This is a genomic window from Croceibacterium sp. TMG7-5b_MA50, from assembly GCF_039830145.1.
Lineage (GTDB): Bacteria > Pseudomonadota > Alphaproteobacteria > Sphingomonadales > Sphingomonadaceae > Croceibacterium.
Genome location: NZ_CP156082.1, coordinates 2,379,317 through 2,400,071, shown reverse-complemented (window position 1 = coordinate 2,400,071; position 20,755 = coordinate 2,379,317). Strand labels below are relative to the sequence as shown.

13 protein-coding genes are annotated in these 20,755 nt (G+C 67.2%); 5 read left to right on the top strand and 8 right to left on the bottom strand.

The features are described 5' to 3' along the window. Positions 1-140: 140 nt before the first annotated feature. Positions 141-2,969: a TonB-dependent receptor gene (locus V5740_RS11295; protein ID WP_347302577.1), complete on the bottom strand. Its 2,829-nt coding sequence runs from the start codon at positions 2,967-2,969 to the stop codon at positions 141-143. A 276-nt stretch (positions 2,970-3,245) separates the two neighbouring features. Here V5740_RS11295 and V5740_RS11290 point away from each other — a divergent pair, with 276 nt between their 5' ends. Both V5740_RS11290 and V5740_RS11285 read left to right on the top strand, forming a co-directional pair. Next, entirely contained in the window at positions 3,246-4,559 is a 1,314-nt protein-coding gene (locus V5740_RS11290; protein ID WP_347304511.1) for an MFS transporter, read from the top strand. After that, positions 4,559-6,406, top strand: coding sequence for a hypothetical protein (locus tag V5740_RS11285; RefSeq protein ID WP_347302576.1), 1,848 nt, complete (start codon positions 4,559-4,561; stop codon positions 6,404-6,406). Before V5740_RS11290 ends, V5740_RS11285 begins: the two co-directional genes overlap by 1 nt. Before the next feature lie 4 nt (positions 6,407-6,410). Here V5740_RS11285 and V5740_RS11280 read toward each other — a convergent pair whose 3' ends face one another. The 7 genes from V5740_RS11280 to V5740_RS11250 all read right to left on the bottom strand — a co-directional run bounded on the left by V5740_RS11280 (position 6,411) and on the right by V5740_RS11250 (position 14,434). Beyond that, on the bottom strand, positions 6,411-7,964 hold the full coding sequence (locus tag V5740_RS11280; RefSeq protein WP_347304510.1) for a carboxylesterase/lipase family protein: 1,554 nt from the start codon (positions 7,962-7,964) through the stop codon (positions 6,411-6,413). Further along, positions 7,964-8,851, bottom strand: coding sequence for a LysR substrate-binding domain-containing protein (locus V5740_RS11275; protein ID WP_347302575.1), 888 nt, complete (start codon positions 8,849-8,851; stop codon positions 7,964-7,966). Before V5740_RS11275 ends, V5740_RS11280 begins: the two co-directional genes overlap by 1 nt. Before the next feature lie 40 nt (positions 8,852-8,891). Continuing rightward, positions 8,892-9,830 carry a 5-dehydro-4-deoxyglucarate dehydratase gene (gene kdgD, locus V5740_RS11270; protein ID WP_347302574.1) on the bottom strand — a complete coding sequence of 313 codons (939 nt, stop codon included), beginning with the start codon at positions 9,828-9,830 and terminating at the stop codon, positions 8,892-8,894. A 151-nt stretch (positions 9,831-9,981) separates the two neighbouring features. After that, entirely contained in the window at positions 9,982-11,541 is a 1,560-nt protein-coding gene (locus tag V5740_RS11265; protein WP_347302573.1) for a CRTAC1 family protein, read from the bottom strand. 4 nt (positions 11,542-11,545) lie between these two features. Further along, entirely contained in the window at positions 11,546-12,880 is a 1,335-nt protein-coding gene (locus tag V5740_RS11260; RefSeq protein ID WP_347302572.1) for an MFS transporter, read from the bottom strand. Positions 12,881-12,930: 50 nt separating this feature from the next. Next, positions 12,931-13,863: a FecR domain-containing protein gene (locus tag V5740_RS11255; RefSeq protein WP_347302571.1), complete on the bottom strand. Its 933-nt coding sequence runs from the start codon at positions 13,861-13,863 to the stop codon at positions 12,931-12,933. Then, entirely contained in the window at positions 13,826-14,434 is a 609-nt protein-coding gene (locus V5740_RS11250; protein ID WP_347302570.1) for a sigma-70 family RNA polymerase sigma factor, read from the bottom strand. Before V5740_RS11250 ends, V5740_RS11255 begins: the two co-directional genes overlap by 38 nt. A 177-nt stretch (positions 14,435-14,611) precedes the next feature. Here V5740_RS11250 and V5740_RS11245 point away from each other — a divergent pair, with 177 nt between their 5' ends. The 3 genes from V5740_RS11245 to V5740_RS11235 are packed head-to-tail and all read left to right on the top strand — an operon-like array spanning position 14,612 to position 20,753. After that, positions 14,612-17,407 carry a TonB-dependent receptor gene (locus tag V5740_RS11245; protein ID WP_347302569.1) on the top strand — a complete coding sequence of 932 codons (2,796 nt, stop codon included), beginning with the start codon at positions 14,612-14,614 and terminating at the stop codon, positions 17,405-17,407. A gap of 14 nt (positions 17,408-17,421) precedes the next feature. Beyond that, on the top strand, positions 17,422-19,539 hold the full coding sequence (locus tag V5740_RS11240) for a penicillin acylase family protein (RefSeq protein ID WP_347302568.1): 2,118 nt from the start codon (positions 17,422-17,424) through the stop codon (positions 19,537-19,539). After that, entirely contained in the window at positions 19,539-20,753 is a 1,215-nt protein-coding gene (locus tag V5740_RS11235; protein WP_347302567.1) for a dipeptidase, read from the top strand. The genes V5740_RS11240 and V5740_RS11235 overlap by 1 nt, the downstream gene beginning before the upstream one ends. Positions 20,754-20,755: the final 2 nt, after the last annotated feature.

Genomic DNA, 20,755 nt, shown 5'->3' with positions numbered 1-20,755 from the left:
ATGACTTACGCGCGCCAAATTCTTCAACGCTTGGCCAAAAAGCAAGCAGCGTAATACTTAGCACCTGAACTTGGCTTGCCTGTGCAATGATTTCCGGTGGCGGACACCCCGGGGAAGGGCTGCCCGCCATCAAGAGCAGCTTACAGCGCGTAACGTACGCCGAAGAAGAACTGCCGGCCGGTATGCGTGTACACGTTCAGGCGGTTGCTGCTGTCGACGTAGCCGTCATTGTACTGGTCGGTCAGGTTCACCGCCTCGATGCTGAGTTGCAGGCGGTCGTTCACGTTGTACGATGCCTGCGCGTCCACGTTGATCGTGCCGCGCACGCCCTGCACGTCGTTGCTGTTGCTGGCCGGGACGGAGGTCAGGTAGCCGGAGCGATAGGCGATCGATCCGCGGATGCTGAACTTCGTATCCTCGTAATACAGCGTGCCGTTGGCCGAGTGCTTCGACAGGCCGACAAGCGTGGCGTTGACGGTGGGGTCGCCCGGCGTGGTCGTGGTCAGGTACTCGATGGAGGAATCGACGAAGGTGTAGTTCGCCTGGAGGCCGAAATTGGCCAGCGCGCCGGGCAGGAAGGTGAAGGGCTGCTGGATGTTCACCTCCAGCCCCTTGAGCGGGCCGCCATCGGAATTGACCGGCTGCGTCACCTGAAAGATTTCGTCCGGGGTGGCGCCGGTGCCGGCCAGCAGTTCCAGCGGCAGGCCCAGCGTGTTGAACGCCGCATCCCGGCGCAGGGTCTGCACGAAGGTGTCGATGTCCTTGTAGAACAGGCCGATGGCATAGATCGCGCCGCTTTCCGGGTACCATTCCAGCGACAGGTCGATGTTGTTCGACTTGGTCGGGTCCAGGAAGGGGTTGCCGGTGGAATAGTTGCGGTTCGCGCCTTGCACGCTGACATTGCCGCCGGGCGACACGCTGCCCAAGCCTGGCCGGGCGATGGTCTGCGCCGCGGCGAAGCGGGCGACCAGCGTATCAGTCAGGTCCGCCGCCAGGTTGAACGACGGCAGGAACATGTCGTAGCTGCGGCCGACCGACACCTGCTGGAACTGGGTGCCCACCGCGGCAAAGGCGGTGCCGTCCTGCCGGGTACGGAACCAGCGCACGCCGATATTGCCGCGCAGCGGCACGCCGGCTTCCACGTTGAAATCGGCCTGGGCGTAGGCGCCCCAGGTCTTTTCCTGCACGCTGTCATTGTTGCCGCGGGCGGAGCTGTTCTCCACCCCGAACAGCTGGTAGATGCCCTGTCCGCTGTAGATCCCGCGCGCCTCGGCGAACGCCTCCAGATCGGGGGCCAGCCAGGACGATCCGACGCCGCTGGGCAGGTCGATACCCTTGCCGAAATCGTCGAAGACATAGGACAGCTCGGCCACCTGTGCCGGGGTCAGCGTCTCCACCAGCGTCTCGCTCGCGCGGCGGCGTTCCGTGGAATTGTAGCGGAAGCGGCGGTAATCGACGCCGGCGCGCAGCGTGATCTCCGGCATCAGCTCGTATTCGCCGAACACCTTGCCCGTTTCGAACCGGTTGCGCACGCTGCTGGGCCGGATGCGCACTTCGGACACACCGTTGAGGTGCGACCAATTGGCCGGATCGGTGATGTCGAAGCCGTAGGACAGCGTTGGAAAGCGGTCGTTACGGAAATCGTAGGAGAAGCCGTCGCTATCCACCCGGTCGAAGGTGACGGTAGTGGAGACGGGGGAGGTGAACTTGCTGTCGGCATAACCGGCCAGCGCGCCGATCTTCAGCCCGTTGCCGAAATCCTGGTCGATCGTGCCGGTGACCTGCAGGAATTCGGTGTTCAACTCGTCATAGCTGGTCTGGGTGCGCAGATCGACATTGTCGAGCGCGGCGTAAACGAGGTTGTTGTTCTCATCGACCACGCCGTCGCGGATGATGATGTTGGGCTTGCCCGCGCCGCCGCGGCTGAGGCCGATGGCCTGCAATTGCGCTTCCTTGCGGGTGCCTTCCAGCTTGGAATAGAGGGCGTCGATACCGATCACCATCTGGTCCGTCGCCTCGTACTGGATGGCGCCGGTGACGCCGATCCGCGCGTTCTCCACGTCGTAGCTGACGTAGGACGGGATACGCGGGTGGAAGATCGCGTCGGTGCCGCGCACGCGCAGGTCGGCGATGGTGTAGCCGGGCAAGGTGGAGGCGGCGTTGAAGCTGCCATTGTCGCCCGCCGGTTCCCAGCGGGTGATGTTGGCGCCTTCCTCGATCAGGCGGCGCTTCTCGTACGCGGCGGAGATGAGCACGCCCAGCCGCCCGTCCAGGAACCGGTCGCTGGCAAGGACGGACAGGCGCGGCGTGACCTTCTCGGCCAGGTCGTTGTAGCTCGCCTGGGCGGAAGCGACGAGGCGCGGGCCGGTGAAGTCGAAGGGGCGCGCGGTGCGCAGGTCCACCGTGGCGCCGAGCGAGCCTTCCTCCACATCCGCGCTGGCGGACTTCCTCACAACCAGTTCGTTGAACAGGTCGGAGGAGAAGATGTTGAAGTCGAAACCGCGGCCGCGATTGGTGCCGCCGCTGTTGGCGGTGCCGCTGGACGTGGTCAGCGCCTCCATCCCGTTGATACGCACGCGGGTATATTCGGAGCCGAGGCCGCGCACGGAGATGGACCGGCCTTCGCCCTGCACGCGGCTGATCGCGACGCCGGGGATGCGCTGCAGGGATTCGGCGAGGTTCAGGTCGGGGAACTGGGCGATGTCCTCCGCCTTGATGGCATCAACCACGCCCGACGAATTGCGCTTCAGGTTGATGGCGCTGGCCAGGCTTTCGCGGAAGCCGGTGACGACGATCTCCTCGCCCGCGCCGGGCGTGGGCAGGCCCTGCTGCGCTTCCGCCTCGCTGGGGGTGGCGGCGCTGGCGGGTGGAGGAGTATCCTGCGCGATGGCCGGGCTCGCGGCCAGCAGGGTGCCGGCAAGGGCGCTGGACAGCGAAAGGATGCACTTGTGGCGGCGATTGCCCGTCATGGCTGAACCTCTTCCTTGATGCGCGGTCTCTCTTGGGACCGTCTCATCTTTTGTTAGGCGCCAGTCCTGCGCACTAACCAGCGCCAATCCGGCATTGATCGATGCGCTTTGCGCACAAAAGCCGGCTCAGCCATCCTCACCCGCCCGGCTTCATGCCAAGGCTTGGCTCGATTATCCCGCTTTGCGACTTGGACGCGGTGCCCGCCCCGGTCTAGCATCGCCCGACCGGACATGGACCGCAGGCAAGCGGGCCAGCCGGATGGAGAGGAATGGACGATGGCCACCAGCAGCGCGCCGACACGTATCCGCTACCGGATCATCGTCCTGATCTTCATCATCACCGTCATCAATTATGCCGACCGCGCGACCTTCTCCATCGCCGGTAATCAGGCTTCGCTGGAACTGGGGTTGAGCGAGATCCAGACCGGCTTCATCCTGTCGGCCTTCGCCTGGGCCTATGTGCTGGCGCAGGTGCCGGGTGGCGCGCTGCTGGACCGGTTCGGGACGAAGCGCATCTACGCAGGGGCCATCGCCATCTGGTCGCTGTTCACCGCCACGCAGGGCTTTGCCGGCTGGCTGCCGGGCGTGTCGGCCGTCACCATGCTGTTCGTGCTGCGTTTCTGCGTCGGCGCGGCGGAGGCGCCGTCCTTTCCCGGCAACGCCCGCCTGGTCGCGGCATGGTTTCCAGGGCCGGAGCGGGGCACGGCATCGGCGATCTTCAACTCGGCGCAATATTTCAGCCTGGTCACCTTCGCCCCGCTGATGGGATGGCTGGCGCATGATTTCGGCTGGCGATCGGTGTTCTGGGTCATGGGCGCGCTGGGTCTGCTGGCAGCGCTCGCCTTCGTGCGGCTGATCCACTCGCCTGTGCGGCACCCGTCGATCAATGCGGCGGAACTGGAGTATATCGAGGCCGGCGGCGGGCTGATCCGGATGGAGGATGCTGCTACGGGTCCGCGGGAGGCGACGTTCACCCGCGCCAACCTGGCAAAGCTGCTGACCAACCGGATGCTGCTGGGCATCTATCTGGGCCAGTACTGCATCAACGTGCTGACCTATTTCTTCGTCACCTGGTTCCCGATCTACCTGGTGCGCGAACGCGGGCTCAACATCCTGGAGGCGGGTTTTGCCGCGGCTCTGCCGGCGCTGTGCGGCTTCGTCGGCGGAGTGGCGGGCGGCTTTATGTCGGACCGGTTGTTGAAGCGGACCGGTAATATCGACCTTGCGCGCAAGGCGCCGCTGGTGGTGGGCATGCTGCTGGCGACCCTCATCATCGGCTGCGTCTATGCGGAAAGCGAATGGATGGTGATCACGCTGCTGTCGGTCGCCTTTTTCGGCAAGGGCGTCGCGTCGCTCGGATGGGCGGTGATGTCCGACGTCTCGCCCCGGCAGCTCGCGGGCTTGGCCGGCGGTGTGTTCAACATGTTCGGCAATATCGCGGGGATCGTCACCCCGATCGTTATCGGCTACATCGTCGCCACCACCGGGTCGTTCGACGGGGCGCTGATCTTCGTGGGCGCGCATTGCCTGCTGACCATCTTTGCGTTCCTGGTGATCGTCGGCCCGATCCGTCGGCTGGAGATTGCCTGATGACCACCACCAGACGCGCCGTGCTGGGCGGCGGGGCCGCCGCGCTGGCGCTGACGGCCGCCCCCATCCGGGCCGCACGTTCGCAGTTCGCCATCGACACGCCCATGGCGCCGCCGCAATGGGCGGTGATGCAGCGGCAACTGCTGGACGCAAATGCCCGGTCCTGCGTCGACTACTACCGCACCTATGTCGACGAGCGTGACTGGCTGAAGGTGTTCGTCCGTTGGGGCGCTAATGACGGGCCGGACGATGCGGCGGAAGCGACCAACAACTGGCTGCTGCTGCATGCCCTGGGCGGTGACGATCGCATCCTGGACCTCTCGCAGCGCTTCTGGGAAGGGCACATCGACCAGTACACGATCGCCCGCACGGTGGAGACACCGGCGGCGCGTAACGGCATGTACCGGTTCGAATTCCCGGTGCAGATGGACTGGCAGCACAATTCGGAAGGGCTGTCCTCCTTCAACCTGATGGGCTTGTCCGCGCCCGGCGATCGGCGGCTACGCGATAGGACCAGCCGCTTCGCCGATTTCTACACCGGGGCCGACCCACGCGCGCCGAACTACGATCCGCGCACCCGCGTGATCCGGTCCATGATGAACGGCAGTTTGGGGCCGCTGATGCGCCCGGCGACCGCGCTGGACTGGGCCGGCGACCCTTTCGACACGTCCCGCTTTCACCTGGAACACGGGGAGCAGAACTACCAGCAGACGCTGGACCATTACGTCGAATACACCGATGTGGTTGGCGACAGCCCGCTGAACCTGCAGGCGACCACGCTGGGCCTCAATGCCTATGCGCTGGGCGGCGGCGACCGGTTCCGCAACTGGGCGCTGGATTATCTCGGCGCCTGGGTGGAGCGCACCCGCGCCAATGGCGACATCCTGCCCAGCAATGTGGGGCCGGATGGCGTGATCGGCTCCAGCGCAGGCGGGAACTGGTGGGGCGGCGTCTATGGCTGGGGCTTCTCCCCGATCGTGCCGCAGACAGGGGAGCGGGAGGACCGCAACCGCGTGCCGCGATCCATCACCGCGTTCATGAACGGCACGCTGCTGGGCCGGGGCGACCCCGCTTTCATCGAGTTGTGGCGCCGGCAGGTGGCCAAGCTGAACGATCTCGGGCGCACCGTGGATGGGCAGTTCTCCACGCCCACCATGCACGGCGCCGACGGCTGGTACGGCTGGCGCGCCGGCCTGAACCGACAGAACGCGGGCGAAATCTGGTATGTCACTCAGCGGGCGGACGACCGGGCCGTGGCTGGCGACGATCCGTGGCTCGAGTTCCTCGACGGCCGCAACCCCGATTATCCGGTGCAGTCGCTGCAGGCGGACATGGAGCGTATCGCGGCGGCCGACGCCCGCCGCCTGGCGGACGACACCACCCCACAGACGCGCCTGGCCGACTGGCCGCTCGACAAGAACCCCGCCAGCGTCAAGAGCCTGGTGCAGCAGATGACCGGAGGCCTGCTGATCGCGCGCCCGTCATGGTCGCGCCAGTCGCCGCCGCAGGGCGGGGTGACGTTGCACTGCCGGCTGCGCTATTTCGATCCGGTCCGCCGCCGTGCGGGCCTGCCGCCAGATTGCGCCGCCCTGGTCCACACGATGCGCGACGACGCGGTGGAGGTGACGCTGGTCAACCTGGCGGATGAGCCCCGCAACGTGATCGTGCAGGGCGGCGCCTATGCGGAACACCGACTGGAAAGCGTCGCCATAGACGGGCAGCAGGTGGCCGGCGCCGGGCGCGACGTGGCGGTGCGGCTGGCGCCCCGCTCCGGCGCGCGGCTGACGATTACGCAGCGCCGTTACGCCGACCTGCCCACGCTCGCCTTCCCGTGGGACCGCGTCTGAAGCGTCAGCCGCCCGGTTTGATATATGGCGCGACCGCGAACAGCAGCCGCTCCTGCCGGCGAGGATCGTTCTCGATCCGGCAGGTCGTATCGAAGATCATCGTGCCACGACGATCGAGGTCATAGGTTGGCCAGGTGGGCAGGGCGGCGGTGTTCGGGTCGCCGGTGCGGGCGAAGGCGATGAAGCTGTCGGCCATGCGCCCCGCCAGCGCGCGCGCTTCCGGCCCGTTACCGGTCTGCTTCCCGGCCCGGGCCGTGTTGTCGAATACCAGCGGGATGTCGAGCGTGTGGTACGCGCCCAGCACGCCGTCCGCCTCTGGCGAAGGCCAGTCGAGTTGGTACATCCAGGTCGGCGCCCCGATGCGGGCGCGCTCCTCCGCCTGGATCAGGTGTCCGGGCCATGATCGGCCGGCGGTGCTGGCCGCCAGCAGGATCTGTCCCGGCGTGCGATCGGGGTAGAAGGCGCGATATTCGCGGATGACGTGATCGGGCGCCACGTCCTTCACCATCTGGCCCATCAGCCGTTCGGACAGGTTGTCCCATGTGGTGTCGCCCGCCAGCAGCGTGCTGCGCAGCCAGCCGCCCGTCTCGTCATGCGTGTTGCCCACGATCAGCGGGATATGCGCCGCCTCCGCCGGGGCGTCCGGCACGAAGGGGTGGCGCGGCAGTACGCCGTGATCCAGTGTGGAGACGAAGTTGATATCGCCCTTGCCTTCCAGCGGGTCGGTGGCGCCCATCGCCTCCACCAGCCGCTCCACCGGCAAGGTGGCGAGTGCGCGGTAATCGGCGACGCCTGCCGCCGCCATGAAGGCGCGGGCGCGGCGGGTGGCGTTGTTGGGACCGGCGGCCGTCACGTGCTGCCCGCTCATGGTGGCGACCCGGTGGATCAGCGGTCGCGCCTCCGGCATGGCCATCAGCGTGATCGCCTTGCCCCCGCCACCCGACTGGCCGAACAGCATCACGCAATCCGGATCGCCGCCGAACGCGGCGATGTTGGCGCGCACCCATTGCAGCGCCAGCACGATGTCCAGATTGCCGACATTGCCCGATTCCGCCGGGCCACCCAGTTGCGCCAGGTAGCAATAGCCGAGGCCCGCCAGCCGGTGGTTCAGCGTCACCACCACGACATCGCCCCGGCGCACCAGATTGCCGCCATCATAGAGCGGGTCCGATCCGGAGCCGTGGGCATGCGCACCGCCATGCAGGTAAACCATGACCGGCCGCCGCGCGCCGTCAGTGGCCGGGGTCCAGACATTGAGGAACAGGCAGTCTTCCGACGTCGGCTCGCCCGCGCGGGTCTGCGGGGCGGCTGCGCCATAGCGGGTCGCATCGGCGATGCCGTCCCACGCGGCAGGTGGCAGGGCCCGACTGAACCGGGTGGTGGCGGTGTCCGCGCCATAGCGCACGCCGCGGAATGCCAGCACGCCATCCTCGCGCAGGCCCCGCACGCGGCCATGAACCGTTGTTGCCACTGGATCGCCGCCGGCGCCCCTCCGTCCGCGCGCCGCCAGCACCAACGGCGCGGCGGCGAGCAGGCCTATCGCCTCGCGACGCTGCATCACCCCACACTCTCCGCACATAGCCGGCGCATCGGTTCCAGCGCCGGGTTCGCATTGTCGCGCCGCCAAGCCATGTGCAGCTCCACCGGCTTTTCCGGGTTCGTCTCGAACCGGCGGAACTGCACGTCCAGCATGTGCAGGCCAGCGGCTGACTCCGGCACGATCGCTGCGGCGAGGCCGGCGTGGACGAGGCCCAGCATCGAATGGATCTGCGTCACGTGCTGCACGTAATCGGGCACCACGCCCGCCGTGTCGAACAGGTGCAGCAGCATGGCATGAAAATAGCCGGCGCCCTGCCGGGCATACATGATCAGCGGGCGCCCATCGAAATCCTGCGGCGTCAGGCTGGCCTTGCCCAATCGCGGATCACCGGCGGGCAACGCGGCCACCAGCGGTTCGTGCAGGACGCACAGCGTGTCGAACTCCGCCCGGTCCACCGGCGGGCGGACGAAGCCGACATCGATCAGCCCGATCAGCAGCGCGTCCACCTGATCGCCGGTGACCATCTCGCGCAGGTCCAGCTCCACATTGGGCAGGGTCGCGCGCGCCTGCGCCACGATCTTGGGGACGAGATGGTAGCCGGACACCGCGGTGAAGCCGATCGACACCTTGCCGGTGTCGCCATTGGCCACGCGGCGGGCGGACAGTGCGGCGCTTTCCGCCAGCCGCACGATCCGCCGCGCCTCTATCAGGAATACCTGCCCCGCCGGCGTCAGGCTGACGGAGCGGCTGGTACGTTCCAGCAGCGTGACGTTGAGGATGCGTTCGAGCAGCTGGATCTGCCGGCTGAGGGGGGATTGCGTCATGTTCAGCCGCTGCGCCGCGCGGCCGAAATGCAGTTCCTCCGCGGCGGCGACGAAGCAGCGCAGCTGGCTCAATTCGAACATGGGCAGGAGGGTACCGGCCGCTCCCCCGGCCGGCAATGCCTCACTCCGCCGGGGTGAGCACGCCGGCGTTGGCCCGCTCGATCAGCACGCGCAGTTCCTCCTGCTCGGCAGCCGAAAGGTCGGTCAGCGGTGAGCGCACCGGACCCGCATCGCGCCCGATCACCCGCATCCCCGCCTTCACGATCGACACGGCATAGCCGCGACCTCGGTTGCGCAGCGTGATGTAGGGCAGGACGAAATCGCGCAGCTGCTTCAGCACCTCGGCCCGGTCGTCCGCGCGGACGGAGCGGTAGAAGTGCAGCGCCCATTCCGGCATGAAGTTGAAGATCGCGCTGGAATAGGTCGTCACGCCCATCGTCAGGTACGGCGTGGCGAAGGTCTCGGCCGTGGGCAGGCCGCCGATATAGGTCAGCCGGTCGCCCATGCGGGCATAGATGCGGGTCATCAGCTCGATATCGCCGACCCCGTCCTTGAACCCGATCAGGTTGGCGTTGGCATCGCACAGGCGGGCCAGCGTCTCGTCATCCACCACGCCGTTGTCGCGGTTGTAGACGATGACGCCCATGCCCGTGCTCTTGCACACGGCATCGATGTGGCGGAATAGCCCGTCCTGCGATGCACCCATCAGATAGGGGGGCAGCAACAGCAGGCCGTCCGCGCCCGCTGCCTCCGCATCGCGGGCGATGCCGGTGGCGATGGCAGTGCCGTAACCGCAGCCGGATATCACGGGGATGCGCCCGGCCGTCTCCGCCACGGCGGCGGCGACCACGTCGCGCACTTCGGGCGGCGTCAGGGAGAAGAATTCTCCCGTACCGCCGGCGGCGAACAGGCCGGCCAGTTCATGATCCAGCATCCATGCGCAATGCGCGCGATAGGGATCTTCCAGGAACGCGCCACCTTCATCGAAATGGGTGACGGGAAACGACAGCAGCCCGCCGCCGATGCGGCCGGCGATTTCGGTAGGGCTCAGGTTCGACATCGCAGCGGCTCTCCGGTCAATCCGCCGCCATTCAAGCGGGCGGCGGCATTGACCTCTGGCTATTGCGCGCCCGCGCCGCCGTCCAAGCCAAAGGCGGTTTCGGTCGATGCACAACTTGGCTGGATGAGCGAAATGCCCGAGTTTACCACTGTCAGCCAGCAGGCTCCCGCACGATCAGCGCCTTGCCCGCATAGGCGGCGGGATCGACATTCTCCTGCACGACCGGCCGCCGTCCACCAGGTGTCAGGAACGTCACCTCGACGCTGACCGGCGCCATGCTGGCAAGACCGAAGTGGGCCGGCAGCGCGCTTTGCGTGTTGTAGCCGTCGCCGCTGCCCACCTGGCGCGTGGCAATCACGGTGCCGCCCGCATCACGCAGCCGCACCTCCGCGCCGACTCTCGTAAAACGGCCTTGCGCATCCAGCACCAGCACGGACAGGCTGCGCCGCCCGACATCGACGCCTAGCGTGTTGCGGAACACCGGATGCCCGCCGGTCGGGCCGTAACCATCGGTAAGCGACAAGTCGAGCAGGCCGTCGCCATCGTAATCGACCCATTGCACGCCGTGGTCGCCGGCATTGACCACGCTGTCGCGCGCCAGCACGTTGACGAAGCGTCGCCCGCCCGCGCCGTCGCTCTCGCTATGCAGCAGGGCGTTGGTCGGCACCTGTTCGCCCGCCGGCCCTTCATAGGCCATCAGCGACAGGTCCAGCCAACCGTCATTGTCGTAGTCGCCCCAGGCCGCGCCGACCGAATGGTTGACGAAGCTGACGCCGGTCTTCGCGGACACATCCTCGAACGTACCGTCACCCTTGTTGCGGTACAGGCCGTTCGCGCCATAGCTGGGCACGAACAGGTCCAGCCGCCCGTCATTGTCGTAATCGCCGATCGCACAACCGACGCCGCCTGCCGCCTTGCTCCGACCCGGACTGGCGACGCCCGCCGCCGCCGCCACATCGACGAAGGTATCGCCATCATTGCGCCACAGCGCATCGGTGTCGCCCGACTGGTTCGCCAGGAACAGATCCAGGTCACCATCGGTGTCGAAGTCGAACCAGCAGGCGCCCACCGTCGCCCGCGTGTCGGAGATACCTTCGCCGGCGCGGGCCTGCGTGAAGGAGCCGCCATTGTTCATCATCACCCGGTTCGGGCCGATCCGGTCGGCGGCATACAGGTCCAGGTCGCCGTCATTGTCGATATCGACCCAGCTGGTCTGGCGGGCGGACCGGCCGGCGAAGTTGAGGCCGATGTCCGCGCTCACCTCGGCGAAGCGGCCGTCGCCCCCATTGCGGAACACCAGCGTCGGCTGCTTGGGATCGGTCGCCCCGCCCAGAAGGTCGAGCAGTCCGTCGCCGTCATAATCCCCCCAGCTGAGGCCGCGCAGTTCGTGCGCCTTCAGCGGCAGGCCCGCCGCCTCGCCGATGCTGGTGAAGGTGCCGGCATCGTTGCGATACAGCCGCACCTCGCCCGCCTTGGTGCTGACCGCGAGGTCGAGGTCGCCGTCATTGTCGAAATCGCCCCAGGCGTTGGACAGCGATCCGGGATAGTTGAACAGGTTGGCCTGCACAGGCGCGAACGGCACGGGAGGCGTGCCGGCGGCGGGCAGCGGTACGCCGCCATGTTCGCCCCCTTCCTGCCCGACGGCGGGACCAGCCAGCAGCAGGGCAGCGGCGAGGGCGAGACGCGAAAGCGCTACACGGGAGGCGGGCATGGGATCACCTTTCGGGAAGGCCGTCGGCCGCCATGGCGCCGTTCAGCCGGGTTTCGGGCATACGCAGGTAAACAAGGAGCGACAGCGCGATCAGCGCGGAGACGTACCAGTAGAAGCCGTCCTCCAGCCCCGCGCTCTTGAGCCGCAGCGCGACATATTCCGCCGTGCCGCCGAACAGCGTGTTGGCGAGCGCGTAGGGCAGGGCGACGCCCAGCGCGCGGATATGCGCGGGGAACAGCTCCGCCTTCACGATGGCGTTGATGGAGGTGTAGCCGGTCACCAGCACCAGCCCCGCCAGCACCAGCAGGAAGGCGGTAAAGGACGATGTCACCGTCTCCAGCCGGGTGAAGATCGGCACGGTGAACAGCGCACCGCCGAAGCCGAAGCCGATCAGCAGCGGTCGCCGGCCGATCCGGTCGGACAGGGCACCCGCCAGCGGTTGCATCAGCATGTAGATGAACAATGCGGACGCCATGATGGCGGTGGCGGTCTGCCGCCCGAACCCGGCCGTGTTGACCAGGAATTTCTGCATGTAGGTGGAATAGGCATAGAAGGCGAGCGTGCCCCCGGCCGTCATCGCCACCACTGTGGCGGCCGGTATCGGGTGGCGGCGCACCAGTGCCCAGGCGCTGGACTTGGGCTGCGCGGGATCGGCCTTCGTACGCTCGAACGCCTCTGTCTCCTGCAATCCACGGCGCAGGACATAGACGCTGATCGCCATGACGGCACCGATGGCGAAGGGGATGCGCCAGCCCCATTGTTCCAGCTGCGCTTCCGACAATACCGCCTGCAACGCCAGCAGCACGCACAGCGCCAGCAATTGCCCGGCGATCAGCGTCACGTACTGGAAGCTGGAGAAGAAGCCGCGCGATTTCGGCGTCGCCATTTCCGACAGGTAGGTGGCGCTGGCGCCATATTCGCCGCCCACGCTCGCCCCCTGCATCAACCGCGCGAACAGCAGCAACAGCGGCGCGATATTCCCGATCGTGGCGTAGGATGGCGTGATCGCGATCAGCGCCGACCCGCCGCCCATCAGCGCGACCGACAGCGCCAGACCCGCCTTGCGGCCATGTCGGTCGGCATAGATGCCCATCATCCACGCACCCAGCGGCCGCATCAGGAAGCCGACCGCGAAGATCGCCGCCGCACTCAGCAGCTGGGCGGTGGGATCGTCGGAGGGGAAGAAGACCGGCGCGAAATACAGCGCGAAGGCGGAATAGACGTACCAGTCGTACCATTCGACCAGATTGCCCAGCGACCCGCCGATGATCGAACGCAGCCGCCGGTCGGTGGCAGGCCGGCCTGCGCCATGGGTCATTACCTGCTGTTCCTCCACCATGGTGCCTTCACGTCTCCTGCCCAGCGAAACGGACGGCCGGGCGATCTCTGCTACTGCTCGGTCGCGACCAGCAACAGCGAGCCATCCTGCCCACGCAGGACCCGGATGCCGAACAGATCGCCCAGCGCTTCGGCGAAATCGTCGGACCCGTCGGCGCGGAACGTGCCGCCGATGCGCAGCCCGGCGAGCGCGGGATCGCCGATGACGATCGGGCTGGTGCGGTACCGGTTGAACTCCGCCACGGCCTGTTCCAGCGTATCACCGTCGAAGCTCAGCTTGCCGCCACGCCAGGCGAGGCGGCGGTCGATCTCGGCGCCGCGCAGGGATGTGACGGCAACCGCACCGGGGCGCACGGCCGCGGCCCGGCCCGCGCGCACCAGCTGTTCGTCGGGTCGCGCGCCGTTGATCGCCACAACCCCTTCGGTCACCGTCACCTCCGTCAGTTGCGGGCGGAGGCGGACGTTGAACGCGGTGCCGATGGCATGGACCGTCAGCCCGTCAGTGGTAACCACGAAGGGGCGTTGCCTGTCCGGCGCGACGGTGAAGCTTGCCTCCCCACGCAGCAGGGTGACGGCGCGGGTACGATCGGTCAATGCAACCTCGATCGCGCTGCCGGTGTTGAGCGTGACGGCGCTGCCATCGGCCAGTTGCACGGTGCGCCGCTGCCCTATGGCCGTGTGGTAGGTGTCCACCGCCATGCCGAACTGCAGGGTGATGATGCCGACCATTGCGACACAGGCGGCGATCGCCGCCGCCGGCCAGCCCCAGCGCGTCCATGGGTGGATAGTGCGCGGCGCGGCAATAGGCTCTGCCACCGGCTGATCATGGTAGGCGGGATCTTCGCGCAGCCGTTCGGCCAGGTCCCATGAAGCCTCCGCCCGGGCGAAGGCGACGCCATGAGCGGGGTCCTCCTCGATCCAGCGGTAGATTGCGTCCCAGTCGGCGTCAGACCCGCTGGCGCGCGCCTCCAGAAGGCGTTCCACCGCCTGCCGTTCGATCGCCTGCCGTTTTGCCGCGCTTTCCGAGAGACCAGCCAAACCCGTTGCCTTCATACTGGCCGATCGCCTGCGATACCTTCAGCGCCGCGCGGGCCAAGTGCTTGTCCACTGTAGAAACGGACAAGCCCATGTCCTCTGCTATCGCGCCGACAGACCAGTCGTATACCCGACGAAGCACGAAGGCACGGCGGCATTGCGGGGGCAGCGTGTCGATGATGGCCTGCAGGTGCCGCAGTTCGTCGCGCGCCTCGATCCGGTCGAGCGTGGTGGTGTCGCTGCCGAGCAGTTCCAGATCGGCTACCATCTCGAAAGAGACGATCTTGCTGCGGCGCGCCGCATCGATCACCAGGTTGCGGGCGATGCGGAACAGGTAGGCACGGCCGGTCGCGCTTTCGGCGATGTCGCCCGCGGCGTAGGCACGGGCCATCGCCTCCGCCACCATGTCGTCGACATCCGCGCCATCGGGCAGGACCCGGCGCAATCGTGCGCGCAACGCGCCCTCGTGCGGCAGGATTGCCGCCTTGTACCATTCCAGCCTGGCCCTGACAGCGTGCACCGCGGATCCCCCACCATGTGTCGATGATCTCACTCCCGTGAGTCCGCTCCCCGTGGTGGTTCCAAACAGCTTTGCCGGCGTTTGTCCAATAAAATTACAAAATCCTTACACCGGGTGGCAGAATTGATCGCCAGCCCCGTTTACCCGCCCGTGATCGGAACTGTGGGGGTTTAAGCGATGGTGACAAGGACCTTGGGATACGCGCTGGGAACGACCGCGATGATCGTTGCGGCGGCGTTGCCGGCAGAAGGTGCGCAGGCAGCCGCCGCGACCATCGCGTTCGACATTCCAGCACAGCCGGTCAATGCGGCGCTGGCGAGGTTCGCGGATCAGTCCGGCCTGCAGATCCTGTATCCGCATGACCGGGTCGCTGGCCTGCGCAGCGCGGCGGTGCGCGGGCGTATGCCGGCGCACCAGGCCCTCGGCCGCATGCTGGCGGGCACCGGTCTGGTCATCCGCCGGACGAATTCGGGCGTGATCTCGTTGGCGCTGCCTGAAATGCCGGCGACGCGCATTCCCGTCGCCATCACCGCTTCCCGCGGAACGAACGCGTTGATGCAGGTGACGGGCGGCGTGGGCGCAACCACCGCCTCCGCCGCAGCGGCCGATCCCGCACCGGTGGAGGAGTCCGACCCCATCGTCGTCACCGGCAATCGCGGCCAGCCGCGCAGCGTGATCGACAGCCCGACCCCGATCGACGTCATCAGCGGGACCGAACTGCAGCGCACCGGCCGGTCAGGCGTGCTGTCGGCGCTGAACACGCTGGTGCCGTCCTTCAACCTGCCGACCCGTGCGGGCGGTGGCACCTCCACCGTGATCGCCACCGGTGGCCTGCGCGGCCTGAACCCGGACCAGACGCTGATCCTGGTGAACGGCAAGCGGCGGCACAAGACCTCGCTGATCAACGCGGTCTCCTCCTATTACAATGGCTCGGTCCCGGCCGACCTCGACATGATCCCGACCTCCGCCGTTGAGCGGATCGAGGTGCTGCGCGACGGTGCGGCGGCGCAGTACGGGTCGGACGCCATCGCGGGCGTCATCAACATCATCCTGAAGGACGATCCGCAGGGCGGCTTCGTCTCCGCCACGGCCGGCCAGAACTACGATCACAGCGATGGGGAACTGTTCCAGGCGGAGGGCAGCCTGGGCCTGCCGCTGGGTTCCGACGGGTTCGTGAATCTGTCCGTCACCGCCAGGAAGCAGCTGGCTTCCAACCGCGCGGAGCCGATCAGCCAGTCGATCCGGCTGTATCCGCTGGTGAACGGCGCGCTCGACCCGCGGGAGGCGACGATCGACCGGCTGGTGACCTACAATTACGGCACCATGCCGTCGGAGGCGATCGCCACCGGCTACAATGCCGGATACGATTTGGGATCGGTGGAGCTGTATTCGTTCGGCACCTACACGCAGCGTGTATCCGACCTCAACTACACCTACCGCCCGCCCACCAACGCCAATTCGCTACCGCAGGTGTTTCCCAACGGCTTTCGTCCGCGAGTGGTGATTGCGGAGGAGGATTATGAATTTGCGATCGGCGCCCGCGGGGAACTGTCCGGCTGGAACTGGGACGTCAGCTCCACGCTGGGCCGCAACCGTGCCCGGCAGAACGCGGACGGAACGCTTAACGCCACCCTCGGCCCGTCCAGCCCGACGGAGTTCTACGTCGGTTCGCTGATCTCGCGCGAATGGGTCAACTCGCTCGACGTGACGCGCGGCTACGATCTTGGCGGCGGCAATCTGCAGGTGTCCGCCGGGCTGCAGCACCGGCTGGAACGGTACGAGGTGGTGCAGGGCGACGATGCCAGTTCCGCCGCGGGCACCTACACCACGCCGCTCGGCCGCCCGGCGCCCGGCGCGCAGGGCGCCGCCGGCTTCACCGCGGATGATGCCGGCTCCGCCAGCCGCAACAACATCGCCGCTTATGCCGATCTCGCCTGGGATCCGAACGCCGACATCACGATCGGCGGCGCGCTCCGCTTCGAACATTACGACGATGACAGCGGCGATACGCTGATCGGCAAGCTCAACGGTCGCTATGCCTTGTCCTCGGCGCTGTCGGTGCGCGGCGCTGTCAGCACCGGCTTCCGCGCGCCATCGCTGGCGCAGCAGATCTATGCCTCTACCACGGGGCAGTTCCGTACGGTGGGCACGCCGCCCACGCTGACGCTGCTGCAGATCAAGACGCTGCCCGTCGGCAGTCCGGCGGCGCTGGCATTGGGTGCCGAACCGCTGACGCCGGAGAAGTCTACCAATATCAGCGCCGGCATCGTACTGACGCCGCTGCCACGGCTCAACATAACGATCGATGCCTATCAGATCGCGGTGGATGACCGCATTGCCATCACCAGCACGCTGACGGGCAATGCGGTGTCGGCGATCCTGGTGGCGAATGGCCTGTCGCCGGACATCAGTGCACAATACTACACCAACGCCATCGACACCCGGACGCGCGGCGTGGACGTGGTCGCCACTTACCGCCACGGTATCGGCGATCTTGCCGACCTGTCGTGGAACATCGGCTTCAACTACAACAAGACCAAGATCACCGGCGTGAAGGCCAACCCGGCGGAACTGGCGACCCTGGGGCCGGATTACGTGCTGTTCGACCGGGTGTCGCGCAGCAACCTGACGGTCAACCTGCCGGAAACCAAGCTGTTCATCGGCAACACGCTGACGCTGGACCGCTTCACCCTGTCCACCCGCGTGGTTCGCTTCGGCGAGTTCAAATCCTACGGCAACGTGGTGGCGAACGACCGGGAGTTTGGCGCCAAGTGGATCACCGATGCGGAACTGTCGGCTGCGCTGTCGGATACGCTGACGCTGGCGGTGGGTGCCAACAACCTGTTCAACGTCTATCCCGATCGCAATGACACGCTGACCAACGTCAATACCGGGGCCGGCTTCTATGCCACCAGCGGATCGTACGGTTTTACCGGCGGCTATTATTACGGCCGTGTCACGGTGAACTTCTGATGAGGAACCTGTCCATGCGTCCGACGCTTCTCGCCGCCCTGCTGCTGGTCACTGCCGCCCCGCCGGCGCTGGCACAGGAAGCGGCGCCCACCGCCGCCCAGAACGCCGGGGCCAATGCCGGTGGGGGCGAAATCCTGTGGGACAGCTACGGCGTGCCGCACGTCTATGCCAACACCGAAGCCGGCGCCTTCTGGGGCTTCGGTTATGCCCAGGCGCAGAACCATGGCGACCTGCTGCTGCGCATGATGGGGGAGGCGCGCGGCCGTGCGGCCGAATATTGGGGCGCCAAGTATGCGGATGGCGACCGCTGGCTGGTCGCCAACGACGTGCCGCAGCGCTCCGCAGCCTGGTTCGCGATGCAGACGCCCGAGATGCAGGCCGACCTGCAGGCCTTCGCCGACGGCATCAACGCCTACGCCGCCGCGCATCCTGACAAGCTGGACCCGGCCGTACGGGTGGTGCTGCCGTTGTCGGGTACGGACATCATGGCCCATGCGCACAAGCTGATGAACTATGTCTACGTGGCGTCGGACCGCAAGGTGCTGGTCGATCCGCGCACGAATGAGGCGGGCGGATCGAACGCCTGGGCCGTCGCGCCATCCCGTTCGGAAAGCGGCAATGCCATGCTGCTGGCCAACCCGCATCTGCCCTGGGCGCCCAGCCAGCTGACCTACATGGAGGCGCACCTGAACGCGCCCGGCTACAGCGTATATGGCGCCACGCAGGTCGGCCTGCCGGTGCTGCGCTTCGCCTTCAACGACGATCTGGGCTTCACCAACACGGTCAACACCATGCTGGGCTTCACCAGCTACCAGTTGGAGCTGACCGAGGGCGGCTACCGCTATGACGGAATCGAACTGCCGTTCCGCACCGAGCTGAAGAGCTACAAGGTCAAGGGCGAGGACGGCGTGGTGCGGCCCGTCCATTTCGAGCAGCGCTATGCCGTGCAAGGGCCGGTGTTCGACCTGCCGAACGATGCCGGCACGGTGGCGCTGCAGGTGGCGGGGCTCGACCGGCCGGGCGCACTGCAGCAGTACCTCGACATGGGCAAGGCGCATGATTTCGCCGGCTTCACCGCCGCGCTGGAACAGATGCAGGTGCCGATGTTCAACATCGTGTACGCCGACCGTGCGGGGCACATCATGTATCTCGACAACGGATTGCTGCCCAAGCACGATGGCGGCGACCTTGCCACCTGGTCGAAGCCGGTGGCGGGCAATGTGTCATCGACAATGTGGCGCGAACTGCACAGCTTCGCCGACCTGCCCAAGGTCATCGACCCGGCCAGCGGCTTCGTCCAGAACGCCAACGATCCGCCATGGCTCGCCACCTGGCCGCGCCAACTCGATCCCGCCGCCTTCCCCGGCTATGTCGCGCCCACCGGGCCGTTCAGCCTGCGCGCGCAGCATTCGATCGAACTGATGGACCTGACGCCCAAGCTGTCCTTCGACCAGTTCGTCGATCGCAAGCTGGAAACCAAGGCGCTGATGCCCGAGCGTGTCCTGCCTGACCTGCTGCAGGCCGCCGCAGGCAGCACCGATCCCGACATCGTCGCGGCCACCGCGCTGCTGTCGGAGTGGGACGGCCGGTTCGAACCCGACGCCAAGGCCGCGCTGCTGTTCGAGACATGGGCCGCGCTGTTTGCGCCGAACAACTTCACCGACCAGTCGCACTATGCCGTCAAGTGGACGCTGGACGATCCGCTGAATACACCGCGCGGGCTGAAGAGCCCCACCGATGCGGTCGCCCTGCTGAAGCAGGCGGTCGCCCGCACGACGGAGCTGTACGGCCGGATCGACCGCCCGTTCGGGGAGGTGTCGCGCTTCCACATCGGCGACGTCAGTGTTCCGGGCAATGGCGGCTTCGGCAATACGGGCGTGTTCCGCACCATCACCTGGGGTGCGATGAAGAATGGCGAGCGTACCCCCGTCCATGGCGAGACCTGGGTGTCCATGGTGGAGTTCGGCACCCCGATGAAGGCTGTCGGGCTGATGAGCTACGGCAATGCCAGTCAGCCGCACTCCGCGCATCGCAGCGACCAGCTCGACCTGCTGTCGCGCAAGGAGTTCCGCGACCTGTGGATCACGCGGGCGGAGGTGGAGCGCAATCTGGAAGAGCGGACGCCCTTCTGATGCGCCTGCCGCTGCTCCTCGCCGCGCTCACCTGCGCCATGCCGGCGGCGGCGCAGGACGTCGCCGCCGTCCATGCCGACGCAATCGTGCTCGACACCCATTTCGACACGCCCGCCAATCTGGGACGCGAGGGGTGGAGTATCCTGGAGCGGCACACGACGGAGGGTGACGGCGATCAGGTGGACGTGCCGCGCATGGCCGATGGCGGCGTGGATGGCGGGTTCTTCGCCATCTACACCGCGCAAGGCGCGCGTACCCCGGAAGGCGTGCAGGCGTCGCGCGATGCCGCCTTCGTGCGCGCGGCGCAGATCCGTGACATGGCCGCGCGCCACCCCGACGTGTTCCGCTTCGTCACCACCGCGGAGGAGGCGCGTGCGGCGGTCGCCGCAGGTCGCCGCTTCGTGTTCATGAGCATGGAGAACGGCACCCCGTTCGAACGCGACGTCTCGCTGCTCACCGCCTTCCACCGGCTGGGCGTGACGATGGCGTCGCCCGTCCACTTCCGCAACAACGCGCTGGCCGACAGCGCGACGGACCAGCCCGAATGGAACGGCTTGTCCGATGCGGGCCGGCAATTCGTGGCGGAGGCGAACCGGCTGGGCATCCTGATCGACGCTTCCCACGCATCGGACGATGTTCTGCGCCAGATGCTGGAGCTGTCGCGCGCGCCGATCATCCTGTCCCATTCGGGCGTGCGCGCGGTGTACGACCATCCGCGCAACGTGGCCGATGCGGAACTGCGCCTGCTGGCGGCGGAGGGCGGCGTGGTGCAGATCAATGCCTTCAATGGCTACATGATCGACCAGCCCGTCATTCCGGAGCGGCAGGCCGCGCTTGCCGCGCTGTACGGGCGCATGGGTGCGAACCAGTCAGCGGCGGAGCGGCGCGCGCTGCTGGCGGAACGGCAGCGGATCGACGAACGCTGGCCGGTGCCGCGCGCCACCTTCGCCGACGTGATGCTGCATATCGAACATGCCATCGAAGTCGCCGGGATCGACCATGTCGGCATCAGCGGCGACTTCGACGGCGGCGGCGGGGTGGAGGGGTTCGACTCCATCGCCGACTTCCCGCGCATCACCGCCGCGATGCTGGCGAACGGTCATTCGGCGGAGGACGTCGCCAAGGTGATGGGCGGCAACGCGCTGCGCGTGTTGGAGGCGGCGCAGGCGGCCGGCGATCCGGCGGCCCGCGTCACGATCCCGGTGGTGAACTGACG

What these genes read in the sequence shown, in the direction of transcription:
- V5740_RS11295 (WP_347302577.1), bottom strand. Translation starts at nt 2,969, where the DNA reads ATGACGGGCAATCGCCGCCACAAGTGCATCCTTTCGCTGTCCAGCGCC.
- V5740_RS11290 (WP_347304511.1), top strand. Translation starts at nt 3,246, where the DNA reads ATGGCCACCAGCAGCGCGCCGACACGTATCCGCTACCGGATCATCGTC.
- V5740_RS11285 (WP_347302576.1), top strand. Translation starts at nt 4,559, where the DNA reads ATGACCACCACCAGACGCGCCGTGCTGGGCGGCGGGGCCGCCGCGCTG.
- V5740_RS11280 (WP_347304510.1), bottom strand. Translation starts at nt 7,964, where the DNA reads ATGCAGCGTCGCGAGGCGATAGGCCTGCTCGCCGCCGCGCCGTTGGTG.
- V5740_RS11275 (WP_347302575.1), bottom strand. Translation starts at nt 8,851, where the DNA reads ATGTTCGAATTGAGCCAGCTGCGCTGCTTCGTCGCCGCCGCGGAGGAA.
- kdgD (WP_347302574.1), bottom strand. Translation starts at nt 9,830, where the DNA reads ATGTCGAACCTGAGCCCTACCGAAATCGCCGGCCGCATCGGCGGCGGG.
- V5740_RS11265 (WP_347302573.1), bottom strand. Translation starts at nt 11,541, where the DNA reads ATGCCCGCCTCCCGTGTAGCGCTTTCGCGTCTCGCCCTCGCCGCTGCC.
- V5740_RS11260 (WP_347302572.1), bottom strand. Translation starts at nt 12,880, where the DNA reads ATGGTGGAGGAACAGCAGGTAATGACCCATGGCGCAGGCCGGCCTGCC.
- V5740_RS11245 (WP_347302569.1), top strand. Translation starts at nt 14,612, where the DNA reads ATGGTGACAAGGACCTTGGGATACGCGCTGGGAACGACCGCGATGATC.
- V5740_RS11240 (WP_347302568.1), top strand. Translation starts at nt 17,422, where the DNA reads ATGCGTCCGACGCTTCTCGCCGCCCTGCTGCTGGTCACTGCCGCCCCG.
- V5740_RS11235 (WP_347302567.1), top strand. Translation starts at nt 19,539, where the DNA reads ATGCGCCTGCCGCTGCTCCTCGCCGCGCTCACCTGCGCCATGCCGGCG.